Genomic DNA, 12,681 nt, shown 5'->3' with positions numbered 1-12,681 from the left:
CTTACTGCTTATAGAATTCAAAAATATCTCTTACTTTAGGGATTGTGTAACTACTTCCACCTCTTTGTTTTACATCCTCTATCATCATCGTTAAAAGAAGTTCCGGATTATCAGAATTAAACCCTATAAACCATCCATTTTCCGTCCCGTTTTGATCGTCCTTACTAGATTTTATTTCTGCAGTCCCTGTTTTACCCGCAATGGAGATTCCTGGAATAAACACACCATGAGCTGTTCCAGCAGGGACTTCTACTACTTGTATCAAGTAATCATTTAATTGATCAACGATATCAGGTTTTATCAAATTTTTCTTCCACACCTGTCGCTGACCTTCTTCTAAAATAAATGGATATAATAAATCTCCATTATTAGAAAACGTCGTATATATTGCCGCAAGATGGATTGGGCTCATCATCACTTCCCCTTGACCATATGCAGTATCCGCCAATTGTATCTCACTTTTGATTCCATCATTGGAAAGGGCAGAAGGTGTAATAGGAAATGGAAACTGTATTTCCTCATCAAATCCGAACATATTCGCTTCTTTTAAAAATGCTTCTGTTCCCATTTCTAACGCTTCTTGAGCAAAATAAATATTATCAGAGTAAACAAAGGCATCTTTTAAATCGACAGATGTTTTTTCATGAACACGTGTTATGTAATAATCGCCCCACGACTCATCCTTTGCCCAATACAATCCTTCAATTCGTCTAACTTCGTCATAGCTGGTTACCCCTGTTTTTAAGCCAATTGCAGCTGTAATGGACTTAAATACCGACCCTGGTGTATAACGGTTTGTAAAACGATTTAAAAAAGGACTGTCTGGGTCATTGCTCCACTCCTCCCAACGTTCTTCCGTTAGCCCCCGAACAAATGCATTCGGATCGAATGAAGGTGTGCTGACTAACGATAAGACTGAACCAGTATTAGGATTAAGAGCTACTGCAGTTCCTGCATCTTCAGCCAGTTGCTTATATATTTCCTCCTGTAAAATCGCATCAATTGTCAATTGTATGTTCTCACCATGTACTGGGTCCAATTTAGCTAATGTTTCTTTGAAGGTCCCATCAGGATTCTTAATAAAAATATGTCCTCCATTTTTTCCGCGTAACTTCTCCTCAAAAATAGCTTCGAGACCCATCTGCCCTAATAAATCCCCAACCGCATAGCCATCATCTCGAAGTTCCGAAAGCTGTTCTGCGTTAATTTCACGTACATAACCAGTCAAATGTGCAGCTGATTCTCCAAAAGGGTATGTTCTTACAATTTTTTCTTGAATGGCTACACCAGGAATTGTTACATATTCCTGTAAATCTTGCTCTCCTATTGGAAGTGTACGAATAGGGACAAATAATTCGGGCTTCACCCAGGAATCGTTTAGTTTTCCATCAATCTCCTCAACAGAGACCTCAAGTAATTTAGCTAGTCTTCTCTTAGATTCTTCTGGATTTTCTCCAAGTTTATTAGGTACAATACCAATAACATTTGCCTTAGCATTAATAGCTAAACCACTTCCATGCCTGTCTCTAATTTCACCTCGTGATGCTTTTAAAATTTGTACAGATACTTGTTCACCCTCTTCCATAGATGGAAAAATAAGTGATGGTCCCCAATCAATATACCAGCCTTTTCCGGCATCATTTTCCTCTTTCACTAATGTTGCTTGGTTGGTAAATTCTATTGGACCTGCTAATGTTTCCATGCTTACCTGATAGTCCAAAGTAATCGAATCCTGATCTTGCGACTCCTTTTCCTTCTTCTCTTTCAAACTCTTGACTTGTAAACTACTTACTCTCATTCCAGAATAGATATTTTCATATCGTTCTATAAAGTTCTGTTTATCTATAGCTTCAATTGATTGCTGAGAGAGATATCCATACATAGCTTCAAAATCCATTTCCTCCCAACTAGAGAGATATGCAGTGAATATATCTTCAGGATTTTCATCCTCAGAACATCCCGTAATAGTTGTTACAATTAGTCCAATTAGTATAAAAACAATCATATTCTTCATCACGTCATCTATCTCCTTCTCATAGTCAAATAATTTCAGATTACATTCGTAGTATTATACTACAAGCGTAATCTGAAAAAGTCAATTGCTTTCTTAATAATCATTAAATCTTAAATATTAGAATGAGATTGATAATGCTTGAACGAAGTGCTACTATTTATGTATTACAAATGAAATCTCAAGAAATGGAGACGGGTGCTATGTTCCTTACTCAACTTACCATATGCTTCATCGTTTCTTCCTTTACCATAGCCATCATAATGTGCATTAAAAAAGTTTTCCGAAACCAATTATCAGCAAAATGGCAATACAATATTTGGTTTCTCTTGTTAATCGCGATGCTACTACCATTTATCCCAAGTCATGTTATTAACTTTAGTGAGAATTTTATTTCATTAGATTGGGATTATCATGAGGAAATAAGTACGACTCCCATAAATTCTGGGGATGAGCTTTTACAAGGGAATCAAAATTGGATAAAGGATTTTACAATTTCTGTTAACCGTAGAACTTCGGAGACCTTAAATATGTTAATCGGGAGTATATGGATAGTTGGAATATTTGTTTCAACTATACTAGTGTCTATAGCATGGTTTCATTTAAGGAAAATAAAACGGAGTGTCTCTGTTTTAAACAACAAAGAATATATAAAAATATTTGAGCAATCCAAGCAAGTATTAAATATTTCGGAGCATTTGATTGTTGGAGAATCCTCGCTCATAAAATCTCCGATGACTTTTGGACTATTCAAGACTTATGTCGTGTTACCATCTCATTTTGATAAATATCTTACTAAGGAAGATATTTACCATATTTTTTTACATGAGCTGAACCATTATAAATGTAAAGACATTGTTTCCAATTACTGTATTGTATTTTTTCAAATTCTTTATTGGTTTAACCCCCTTGTTTGGTATGCATTTAGAGAGATGAGATTAGACAGGGAAATAGCTTGTGATATAGCTGTATTAAAATCGGTGAACCATGTACAATACTTAGATTATGGAAAAACCATTCTACATTTTATAGACATTTCTTCCAAGCAAAAGTCTATAAAATTCGTAACGGAACTGAATGGCTCTAAAAAGCAACTAAAAAAACGTATTGAAAAAATTGCATCCTTTAAGGCCGAACCAACAATATTGCAACTGAAAAGTATAGTCATATTTTTATTAGTTGGAGCACTCGTTTTAAGTCAGATACCATTTATTTCTGCCATGACCGCAGATGAAAGCCATTATCATTTTGAAAACAACCGAACTGAGTATATTGATTTAAAGGATTATTTCACAGGGTATAATGGAAGCTTTGTTTTATATGATAGTCAAGCGAAACAATATAAAATTTATAATAAAGAATTAAGTACTACAAGAATATCTCCAGATTCTACATATAAGATTTATAGTGCTTTGTTAGGTCTGGAAACGAATGTCATATCCTCAGATAATACGTTTATCGAATGGGATGGTACCAAGTATAGTTATGATGCTTGGAATCAGGATCAAGATTTGTCAACTGCAATGGCAAACTCAGTTAATTGGTACTTCCAAACTATTGATAGTGAAGTCCCAATCAATACCATTCAAGCATTTATCGAACGCATAAATTATGGTAATCAAAATCTGTCTAGTGATAACGAACCTTACTGGTTGGAGTCATCCTTAAAGATATCACCTGTAGAACAGGTCAAATTATTGGATGCCTTTTATTACAACCGATTTGGATTTAATGAGGGGAATATACAAACCGTTAAATCTGCAATAAAATTAGAGGAAAAAGGAGAAGCTTCACTCTATGGAAAAACAGGTACTGGAAATGTAAACGGCAAAGATATTAATGGTTGGTTTATAGGATTTGTCGAAACAAAAAATAACACCTACTTTTTCGCAACAAATATTCAACGAGATCACAGTACCTTTGGAAGTAAGGCGGCAGATATTACGTTATCCATCTTAAACGATTTTGGCATTTACAAATAAGACAGTTGCAAAGCTCTATAAGGAGGAGATTATATATGTCAAATAATGTACCAAGTATCTCTGAAGCGGAATGGGAAGTAATGCTTACACTTTGGAAAAATAGTCCTCAAACAGCAAATGAAGTTATTTTATCTTTACAGGATCAAACCGATTGGAAGCCTAAAACAATTCGTACACTGTTAGATCGTCTCGTCCATAAAAAGGTTGTCGGTGTAAATAAAGACCAAAAAATATATACTTTTTATCCGCTCTATTCACAAGATGAATGCCAACGAGCAGAAGCTCAATCTTTTATTAAAAGAATCTATGGAGGCACACTAAAATCCATGTTGGTCCAATTCATTAAAGAGGATTCCTTAACAGAAGAGGAAATTAACGAATTGAGAAGTATGTTAGATAAAAAGGAAAAGAAGCAGTCATCTAAGCAATGAAAAGATACTTCTAGGTAAATGACCAAATTTCCAATTGGGAATTGGTCTTTTTATTTCTACACATATCAAAGAAAAAATAAATGAAGCCAATAAATGTATAAACATTTATTGGCCTTACTCAAAATTAGTTATTACCACCTACAGGCACTACTGCACCATTATAATTTTCAACAATAAAGTCTTGAATTTCTTCAGACTGTAATACTTCAACTAGTCTCTTTAAATCTTCATTTTCTTTATCTTCTGCACGTGCAGCAATAATATTTACATAATCAGATTCTTCACCTTCAATAAATAATGCATCCTCTAAAGGCGATAATCCTGCTTCTATTGCATAGTTTGTATTAATCGCTACTAATGCATCTTGCTCATTATTATACGCTTCAATTAAAAATTCTGCGTTCACTTCTCCAAATAAGAACTGTAGATTTAATGGGTTTTCAATAATATCATCTTGGCTAGGATGAGCTGTGTCAACATCATCTGAAATTTTAATTAATCCTTGTGCTTCAAATAATTGAAGAATGCGATAATGGTCTGGATCATTTCGGCTAATAATAACCTCAGTTCCTTCTGGAATTTCATCTAAACTTGCAATATTTTTTGAGTACACTCCCATTGGCTCGATATGAATACCACCTAAATTAACAAGATCATATCCTTTTTCTGGGTCATTTATATCATTTTCAAAAAACGGAATATGTTGAAAATAGTTAGCATCAATAGTTCCTTCATTTAAATCAACATTCAATAGGTTATAATCGGAATACTCTTCAATTTCTATTTTTATACCTTCTTCTTCCAATATTGGCTTAGCTTTTTCTAGCACTTCGGCATGCGGTGTACTTGTCGCACCAATTTTAATAACATCCTCATCATTTCCACAAGCAGCTAATAACGCAATAAGTAAAATAGATAAAACAAATAATAATTTCTTCATTTTGTAATCTCCCTTTTGTTTTTTATTTTTATCTTTTATCCAATTTATTAGTAATAAAATCACCAATGAATTGGAATATGAACACAATAATAATAATTAATACCGTACATACAAACACGACATCAAAGTCTCGTCGTACAAATCCGTGGTAGTAAGCAAAATCTCCTAGACCGCCTGCTCCAATAACACCAGCAACTGCTGTATACCCAATTAATGCAATGGCTGTTACGGTTATGCCAGAAACTAATGCAGGCATGGATTCTGGAAGTAACACTTTAAAAATAATCGTTTTCGTTTTGGCACCCATGGATTCGGCAGCCTCTACTACTCCTTTGTTTACTTCACGTAAACCTATTTCAACTAATCTTGCATAAAATGGCGCAGAACCAACTATTAATGCAGGTAGTGCAGCGTTTGGACCTCTTATCGTTCCTATCAAGAAATTCGTAAAAGGAATTAAAAGTAGAATTAATATAATGAAAGGAATCGCACGAAAAACATTCACGATAGTTGCTACGATAAAGTTCAATATTTTATTTTCCCAAAGACCACCATTAGATGTTAAGTAAAGTAAAAGTCCTAGCAATACTCCAATAATGACTGTTCCTACTAACGCAAGTAGTGTCATATAAAAAGTCTCTCCCGTTGCTACAAGTAAATCTTCTATCACAACATTAGGAAATAATTCATTAAGCATTTGTTAAAACCTCCGCTTCTACCGAGGTTTTTTCGGCAATATATTGAAGGGTACTTTTAATCTCATTTTCGCTTCCAATAAGTTGGACGACGATTGTTCCATATGCACCAAGCTTCGTTTGTGTTATTTTCCCTTGAAGGATATTCACTTCAACGTCAAACGCCTTTGATAATTTGCTAATTAATGCTTGGTTAGCGGACTCCCCGACGAAGTGTAACTTGACCACTTCTCCACCTGGATAAACCTTTAAGAGCTGATCAAAATCACCATCCGGGTCCCCCATAACCTGCTCTACAAATTTCTTTGTAACAGGTTGTTTTGGTTTTAAGAAAACATCTATTACATCACCTTGTTCCACAATTTTCCCATTTTCCATAACAGCAACTCGATTACAGATTTTTTTAATTACATGCATTTCATGTGTAATTAAAATAATTGTTAATTTTAAACGTTCGTTGATATCAACTAGTAAATCCAATATGGAATCGGTTGTTTCTGGATCCAAAGCAGACGTAGCCTCATCACATAGTAACACTTTCGGATTGTTAGCAAGAGCTCTAGCAATTCCTACTCTTTGTTTCTGACCACCACTTAGTTGAGCCGGATAGGCACTTTCCCTTCCATTTAAACCAACTAGTTCGATCAGTTCTTTAACTCGTACTTCTCTTTCATTAGCAGGTACCCCTGCAATTTCAAGAGGAAATGCGATATTTTCACTGACTGTTCGAGACCAAAGCAAGTTAAAATGTTGGAATATCATCCCAATATCCTGTCTTGCTATTCGAAGCTCCTTCTTATTCATCGCAGTAATATCTTTATTCTGTATCGCGACCTTTCCTGAAGTAGGCTCTTCTAATCGATTCAATAAACGTATGAATGTACTTTTTCCCGCACCACTATATCCTATAACACCAAATATTTCTCCATCTTCAATTGTTAAGTTTAATTTATCTACTGCTGTTATTTCTTTCTGATCGAAGCGAAATATTTTTGTTAAATCCTTTATTGATATCATGCAATATCCCTCCTCTTTTTATAATGTGCAAAAACAAATAAAAAACGCCTTTCTGCAAGAGAACAGAAAGACGTAATATTAAGCAATATTAAATCCTAACGTTCTCTCATCTTTCAAAGCATGATGCTTTGTAGGACTTGGCACCTTTTTCAAACACGAAGTTTGAAGGTTGCCGCGGTTTCGTAGGGCCTTTCCCTCCACCGCTCTGGATAAGAGATAAATTTATCATTCATTTTTCCGATAGAAATTACTATATCACCAGTACAGAAATGTGTCAACATAAAAAACTATATTTTTTTATTTTTTATCGTAAAATAACCCAGGTTCATATTTTAAAAGATAGCTATAAATATTCGCAATTGACTTGAATGCGTATATTTTTTCTTTCAATTCATTTTCCTTTTTTATAACCAGACAGGGAACACTCTCTATTTTATTTTCTTGCATAAAATCAGGAAAAAGAGAAGCATTCATTTCATAGAAAATAGTCTCATTATGTACCGATTCTATTTTATCTAGCATTGTTCTCGCTACATGACATGTACCACAAAATGGAGTATAAATGTAAAGTAAAAATTCGTGTTCTTCGAGTATTTCGTGAGAAATCTTTCTCAAATCATCACCTACTTGTAAGCTATACTAAATAATGAGGATGAACCGCAATATGCTTACCAAGTAAAAGCATTGCCAAAATTCGTTCTGGTGTCGCTGCTACTTCTCGGTACTCACTACTTACGTAAATATGCTCTGCATGTGGTAGCTCTAACGATAACCGTTTACGCAGCTTCATTCCGGATTGATCTTCATCAACAAAGATATAAACATCTTTCTCATCCAATTGATAAGTTTCTAACATTTCATCAAATCTTTCTATATCAAACGTTCCATTCGTACAAATAATCGTAATTTGATCATCAATAACTTTCTCGAGTTGCCTTTTGTCAGTTAAACCTTCAACAATGATAACACGTTCAGATTGTTGTGAAATCATGATAGATCCCCCTCACATTATAAAAAGCTAGAAAGAATAGCAGGAGCTTGATATCTTTGAAAGTGAAACTGACTCTTTTCCATAAAGGAAAAAAGTCAGTATTTGATTTATATGAAATTAGTCTTGCTCAATTAATTCTTTATATGCTTCTGGAGATAATAGATTATCAAGTTCAGACTCATCACTAGGTTCGATAATAATCATCCACGCACCTTCGTATGGAGATTCGTTTACTAGCTCAGGGCTGTCTTCTAATTCTGTATTCACTTCGACAATTTTCCCACTAATTGGCGCATATAACTCAGATACTGTTTTGACAGACTCTACACTACCAAATGGTTCATCAACTTTAATTTCATCTCCAACCTCTGGCAGCTCAACGAATACAATATCTCCTAATTCATCTTGAGCAAAATCAGTTATACCAACACGTACTGTGTTACCTTCCTTTTTTACCCATTCATGTTCTTTTGAATATAATAAGTCGTTTGGTAAGCTCATTACAATCCCTCCGAATAATTGGTTGTACATTAACTATACAACCTAACATACTTTTACGCTAGTATTTATTAATCCACCCAAATAGTTTGGAACTCATCTTCTTTAAAACCAACGGTGACTCTCTTGCCATCTGTTGCAATTGGTCGTTTAATTAACATACCATCAGTAGCTAAAATCTCTGCCATTTCTTCCGTGGTAGCATTTTTTATTTTGTCTTTTATATTTAATTCGCGATACTTTTTACCGCTTGTATTAAAGAATTTTTTAGCAGGAAGTTCGCTTTTTTCAATAAGTTTTAATAGCTCTTCCTTGGAAGGCGTTTCTTCCACAATATGTATGCTTTCATACTCAACGTTATGCTCATCAAACCATTTCTTCGCATTTTTACAAGTTCCACAGTTTGGATACCAATAAAAAGTTAATGCCATCATTACCCCTCCTTTTTCTACGTATATTTTATCATGAATTAATAGGAAATATAAGGGTAATGGATTTGATAGAAGAAGAGCTACCTCTATTTAAAACTTTGATAACTTCGGGTCAATTTGTGAAAACTTCAGGTAAAAACCATGGAACTTTGTGTCAAATTGTGAAAACTTCGCGTGAATAATAAGATTGTTCGGGTTATCTATTAAAATGAGTAAAATTACTGCTATACTATTCTTAATGAATGAATTTTTTAAGGAGAGCTAATGAAATATATAAACGATATTCCCATTTTGCTGATAGCTATTACTTTAATGATTTACGTGCCTCTACGGTTAATTTATCGTAAACGTCATTTTATTAAAGATCAATACATACGGGAGATAACGATAATATTATTAATCGCCTATGTAGAGACAATCCTATATTTAACACTATACCCATCTACTCCAATATTAACTAACAATGTTTCTATTAATCTAGTTCCATTTAAAACAATTAATTTGTACATAAATTTTCAAGGTGATACATTGCTACAAATAATTAACTTGTTTGGCAATGTCGTGGTTTTTGTTCCCATAGGGATTTTTGCATTGATTTTAATGGAACGGGTATCCTTTTTCACCATGATACTAATCGGATTTGGTAGTACTCTATTTATTGAAGTGATGCAATTAATCTTGTCAATCAATGAGGTCATTGCTAGAAGTTTTGATGTAGATGATCTTATGTTGAATACTATAGGTGTGCTAATTGGTTATTTGATTGGATTAGTAATAAAAAAACTATTTCCACATAATAGACATTAGAAAAAGCTTGAAATCTGTTCCAAGCTTTTTCTGCTTACTATTAGATTAAAAAAACTCATATAACCCTTCATCAAAATATGTATACTCTTCCTTTGAGACCTTATATCGTGTATATCCTTCATAAAAGGAGTTTATTAGCTCTGCATCATCAATAAATCTGCCGATTGCTAATGCTTCATCATAACGAGGGTCACCAATAGTCATACCGGCCACATCGATAAACAACTTTACTTTACCATCTACAACAAGTACATTATCGGTTGTACAATCACCATGAATGATAGTCTGTTTGACAGGTTGAGGTTTCGTTACTTTTAGTTTTTCTAAAAGCTCTGCATCTCCTTCAGCCTCCCCCATCTCTAAATATTCTCTTGCTTTCTCCAATTGTCCAGCTAACCAATCACTAGGAGATTGGAATGTATCTATCAGTTCCACTTCGTGAAGTGTCTGCAACATTTGTCCAAAACTTTTAACTAACGCCTTCTTTTCTGTTAGATTATCAGCCCCTTTTAATGCAGTCGTTAATGTTGTACCTGGTTCGAATGACATAATTAAGTGACTGCTAGCTGCTTCTTCCATAAATCCGTAATATTTTGGTACAAGTATATGGGTTTGACAAGATAACTTTTGCAATACAGCTGCCTCGTTCCTTAACCACTCTCTATACTTTTCTTTAAATGAACTTTTTAAAATATAAATATTCTTTTCCGAAATTACTTTCTGTACTTGAGAAGTACATCCTTGTTCAGCTAAGAGCTCAATGCTTTTAATTTTCCCTATAAATTCGGTTATCCTAATTTTTAAATGCTGATCCATTTTCCCCCACCACTCAATCTATTACTTTGGTCTATCAGGACGTTCTATTTTTTCTAGCTTCTCATACATTTCTTCTACCCATTCCATATCGATTGGTCCATTTAACACTTTATAATACTCTCCACTATTAAGATAGTTTAAGCGATTTTCATAAATATTGGCCATAAACGGTTTATCATTCGAATAAATAGTAAGTTTAAAGCCTCTTTCCTTTGAAACATCACTATTCCACTCATGATCTTTCATCTTTTCCACGCGATACTGGCTTAAGAATTCATTTAATTCTTCTACATACTCTTTATTATCTGACATCAATTTATCGTTAATAATTATGTAATCCACTTTGTTGGTATTAATACGAATTACTTCGTTTAAGCTCTTTTCTCTATAATCATTATAATTATAAAAAGAGAATAGAAGAATTGGAATAATAATTACTGAAACAATAAAAATCTTAAAGTTCTTATCCTTTCCTAATCCCTTACGTGCTGCTAATGAAGCAAGTTTTTCAGCAAAAAAAGCTGTTAAAGGTATAAAAACTATGAGATAAAATAATATCATCAAAATATCAATCGAATAATCTCTCCACGTTATAATATAGTTAATTACAAATTTATACATATATTTAAAAAGATAAAGACTTACAATAAAAAGGATAATAAAAAATATAATATACAATGTCTTTGCTTTCACTTGATTAATTCCTAGTGCGCTTCTCTCACTTAACTCTTTCGGAATCATAATTTTATTTAATTCTTGTTTAATTTTATTACTCAAAAGTCATCACCTACCCTTATCTTTTCCCGAAGCTTTTCCAAAGCCCTATAAAGAATGGTTTTAGCGGAACCTAATGGAATATCGAGAGTCTCTGCGATTTCTTTAAAGGTAAGGTCCTCGTAAAATCTTAATAGGATTACACTTTTCTCCATTTCATCTAAATTCTCCATTAAGTCATGTAACGTTATTTCTAATTCAACATCTTCCCTAATTTCAACTGCTATGTATTCCTCGAACTCATATTTCAACTGAAGATCTTTTCGCTTTTTCTTTAGTAAGTCTAAGGAGCAGTTAATAGCGATTTTAATTATCCATGTTTTAAAGTATTTAGGCTCTTTCAATTTTTTTATCGTCGAGAAAGAACGATAAGCCGTTTCCTGTACTACATCGAGTGCATCATTTTGATTTTTCACATAGACAAAGGCCATCCTATAAATATCTTCTTCATACTTTTGAAACAGGCTTAAAAATGCTTGTTTACTACCTTTTTGTGCTTTTTTCACGAGTTCCACCAAATACTAAATACCCCCCTTCGAACTTTTCTTTATATTTATTAGACTTTTATTCTAGTCATTTGGCTTTAAAATTATATAAAAAATATGAATGAGGATCCATCTATTTATAGGACCTCATTCATATTTTTCAAGCGATAGTTAATCCGTTGTAAGTAGTTCACTTACAATCTTGTAAAGTTCTTCCTCACTTAGCTCTCCTATATGAATTTTATTAAGTGAGCCATCAGGTTCCACAAAATAGGAAGTAGGTAAAGAGTGAACCATATAATCCGTACTAACAATATCATCATCTAGAAGTATCGGGAAACTTAAAGGATACTTTTCTAAGAAATCAACTATCCTTTCTTCTTTTTCCCCTAGATTGATTGCTAATACTTCAAATCCTTTTTCCTTAAATGAGTTGTATACATTCTCTATTGCTGGCATCTCCTTTTTACAAGGACTACACCAGCTTGCCCAGAAATTAATCATCATTCCATTCCCTTTATAATTGCTTAATGCAACTTCTTTACCATCTAAAGTATTTAAAGTAAAGTCAGGTACATTATCTAGTTCAGGAAAAGGAATACTACTCTTAGAAGTTGTCAATAGCGTTAAGTTTTTAACTAAAATGAAAACTAAACATAAAAATATTAAACTCCAAACTATTCTAAGGATGATTTTCTTTATGATTCTCTCCCCCATACACTTTGTTCTTTAAAAAATCAATACATACATTTTTTTTACTACACAACGAATACTAATCCCAAAACATAGAAAATTACTCAACT

Annotated in this window: 15 protein-coding genes and 1 riboswitch; of the genes, 3 read left to right on the top strand and 12 right to left on the bottom strand. The window is 33.4% G+C overall.

Features of this window, described 5'->3' with window-relative positions; translation table 11 throughout:
• Window position 1: 1 nt before the first annotated feature.
• Window positions 2–2,014 carry a penicillin-binding transpeptidase domain-containing protein gene (locus AB1K81_RS14160; protein WP_412977385.1) on the bottom strand — a complete coding sequence of 671 codons (2,013 nt, stop codon included), beginning with the start codon at window positions 2,012–2,014 and terminating at the stop codon, window positions 2–4.
• Between the two features lie 200 nt (window positions 2,015–2,214).
• On the opposite strand from AB1K81_RS14160, the gene AB1K81_RS14155 reads away from it, so the two are divergent.
• Together AB1K81_RS14155 and blaI are read left to right on the top strand one after the other, a co-directional pair.
• The gene (locus AB1K81_RS14155) at window positions 2,215–3,993 is read left to right on the top strand and encodes a BlaR1 family beta-lactam sensor/signal transducer (RefSeq protein WP_412977384.1); all 1,779 of its coding nucleotides are present in this window, start codon (window positions 2,215–2,217) and stop codon (window positions 3,991–3,993) included.
• Window positions 3,994–4,028: 35 nt separating this feature from the next.
• Entirely contained in the window at window positions 4,029–4,424 is a 396-nt protein-coding gene (blaI, locus tag AB1K81_RS14150; RefSeq protein ID WP_412977301.1) for a penicillinase repressor BlaI, read from the top strand.
• 124 nt (window positions 4,425–4,548) lie between these two features.
• Here blaI and AB1K81_RS14145 read toward each other — a convergent pair whose 3' ends face one another.
• The 7 genes from AB1K81_RS14145 to AB1K81_RS14115 all read right to left on the bottom strand — a co-directional run bounded on the left by AB1K81_RS14145 (window position 4,549) and on the right by AB1K81_RS14115 (window position 8,996).
• Window positions 4,549–5,364, bottom strand: a complete 816-nt coding sequence (locus AB1K81_RS14145) for a MetQ/NlpA family ABC transporter substrate-binding protein (RefSeq protein WP_412977300.1) — start codon at window positions 5,362–5,364, stop codon at window positions 4,549–4,551.
• A gap of 28 nt (window positions 5,365–5,392) precedes the next feature.
• Window positions 5,393–6,061: a methionine ABC transporter permease gene (locus AB1K81_RS14140; RefSeq protein WP_412977299.1), complete on the bottom strand. Its 669-nt coding sequence runs from the start codon at window positions 6,059–6,061 to the stop codon at window positions 5,393–5,395.
• Entirely contained in the window at window positions 6,054–7,076 is a 1,023-nt protein-coding gene (locus tag AB1K81_RS14135) for a methionine ABC transporter ATP-binding protein (protein ID WP_412977298.1), read from the bottom strand. Before AB1K81_RS14135 ends, AB1K81_RS14140 begins: the two co-directional genes overlap by 8 nt.
• Window positions 7,077–7,179: 103 nt before the next feature.
• Window positions 7,180–7,292: riboswitch (SAM riboswitch) on the bottom strand.
• A gap of 81 nt (window positions 7,293–7,373) precedes the next feature.
• Entirely contained in the window at window positions 7,374–7,691 is a 318-nt protein-coding gene (locus AB1K81_RS14130) for a thioredoxin family protein (protein WP_412977297.1), read from the bottom strand.
• Window positions 7,692–7,710: 19 nt separating this feature from the next.
• On the bottom strand, window positions 7,711–8,067 hold the full coding sequence (locus AB1K81_RS14125; protein WP_412977296.1) for a toprim domain-containing protein: 357 nt from the start codon (window positions 8,065–8,067) through the stop codon (window positions 7,711–7,713).
• Between the two features lie 117 nt (window positions 8,068–8,184).
• Entirely contained in the window at window positions 8,185–8,568 is a 384-nt protein-coding gene (gcvH, locus tag AB1K81_RS14120) for a glycine cleavage system protein GcvH (RefSeq protein ID WP_412977295.1), read from the bottom strand.
• 68 nt (window positions 8,569–8,636) lie between these two features.
• Complete coding sequence (locus AB1K81_RS14115) at window positions 8,637–8,996, bottom strand: arsenate reductase family protein (RefSeq protein ID WP_412977294.1); 360 nt, start codon at window positions 8,994–8,996, stop codon at window positions 8,637–8,639.
• A gap of 264 nt (window positions 8,997–9,260) precedes the next feature.
• Here AB1K81_RS14115 and AB1K81_RS14110 point away from each other — a divergent pair, with 264 nt between their 5' ends.
• On the top strand, window positions 9,261–9,803 hold the full coding sequence (locus tag AB1K81_RS14110) for a VanZ family protein (RefSeq protein WP_412977293.1): 543 nt from the start codon (window positions 9,261–9,263) through the stop codon (window positions 9,801–9,803).
• Window positions 9,804–9,848: 45 nt separating this feature from the next.
• Here the strand turns inward: AB1K81_RS14110 and AB1K81_RS14105 are convergent, their stop codons facing one another.
• From AB1K81_RS14105 to AB1K81_RS14090, 4 genes are all read right to left on the bottom strand, one after another.
• Window positions 9,849–10,619, bottom strand: coding sequence for a phosphotransferase family protein (locus AB1K81_RS14105; protein WP_412977292.1), 771 nt, complete (start codon window positions 10,617–10,619; stop codon window positions 9,849–9,851).
• Window positions 10,620–10,640: 21 nt separating this feature from the next.
• On the bottom strand, window positions 10,641–11,396 hold the full coding sequence (locus tag AB1K81_RS14100; protein WP_412977291.1) for a hypothetical protein: 756 nt from the start codon (window positions 11,394–11,396) through the stop codon (window positions 10,641–10,643).
• Window positions 11,393–11,911 (bottom strand): sigma-70 family RNA polymerase sigma factor, encoded by a 519-nt coding sequence (locus AB1K81_RS14095; protein ID WP_412977290.1) that lies wholly within the window; start codon window positions 11,909–11,911, stop codon window positions 11,393–11,395. Before AB1K81_RS14095 ends, AB1K81_RS14100 begins: the two co-directional genes overlap by 4 nt.
• 138 nt (window positions 11,912–12,049) lie before the next feature.
• Window positions 12,050–12,595: a redoxin domain-containing protein gene (locus AB1K81_RS14090; RefSeq protein WP_412977289.1), complete on the bottom strand. Its 546-nt coding sequence runs from the start codon at window positions 12,593–12,595 to the stop codon at window positions 12,050–12,052.
• Window positions 12,596–12,681 lie beyond the last annotated feature (86 nt).

Source organism: Ornithinibacillus jepli, from assembly GCF_047228935.1.
In the GTDB taxonomy this organism is placed as follows: Bacteria; Bacillota; Bacilli; order Bacillales; family Amphibacillaceae; genus Ornithinibacillus.
Note: the sequence above shows the minus strand (reverse complement) of the source record. Positions and strands in the feature narration are given on the sequence as shown.

Coding starts and splice junctions, on each gene's coding strand:
- AB1K81_RS14160 (WP_412977385.1), bottom strand. CDS start 2,014: ATGAAGAATATGATTGTTTTTATACTAATTGGACTAATTGTAACAACT.
- AB1K81_RS14155 (WP_412977384.1), top strand. CDS start 2,215: ATGTTCCTTACTCAACTTACCATATGCTTCATCGTTTCTTCCTTTACC.
- blaI (WP_412977301.1), top strand. CDS start 4,029: ATGTCAAATAATGTACCAAGTATCTCTGAAGCGGAATGGGAAGTAATG.
- AB1K81_RS14145 (WP_412977300.1), bottom strand. CDS start 5,364: ATGAAGAAATTATTATTTGTTTTATCTATTTTACTTATTGCGTTATTA.
- AB1K81_RS14140 (WP_412977299.1), bottom strand. CDS start 6,061: ATGCTTAATGAATTATTTCCTAATGTTGTGATAGAAGATTTACTTGTA.
- AB1K81_RS14135 (WP_412977298.1), bottom strand. CDS start 7,076: ATGATATCAATAAAGGATTTAACAAAAATATTTCGCTTCGATCAGAAA.
- AB1K81_RS14125 (WP_412977296.1), bottom strand. CDS start 8,067: ATGATTTCACAACAATCTGAACGTGTTATCATTGTTGAAGGTTTAACT.
- gcvH (WP_412977295.1), bottom strand. CDS start 8,568: ATGAGCTTACCAAACGACTTATTATATTCAAAAGAACATGAATGGGTA.
- AB1K81_RS14115 (WP_412977294.1), bottom strand. CDS start 8,996: ATGGCATTAACTTTTTATTGGTATCCAAACTGTGGAACTTGTAAAAAT.
- AB1K81_RS14110 (WP_412977293.1), top strand. CDS start 9,261: ATGAAATATATAAACGATATTCCCATTTTGCTGATAGCTATTACTTTA.
- AB1K81_RS14105 (WP_412977292.1), bottom strand. CDS start 10,619: ATGGATCAGCATTTAAAAATTAGGATAACCGAATTTATAGGGAAAATT.
- AB1K81_RS14090 (WP_412977289.1), bottom strand. CDS start 12,595: ATGGGGGAGAGAATCATAAAGAAAATCATCCTTAGAATAGTTTGGAGT.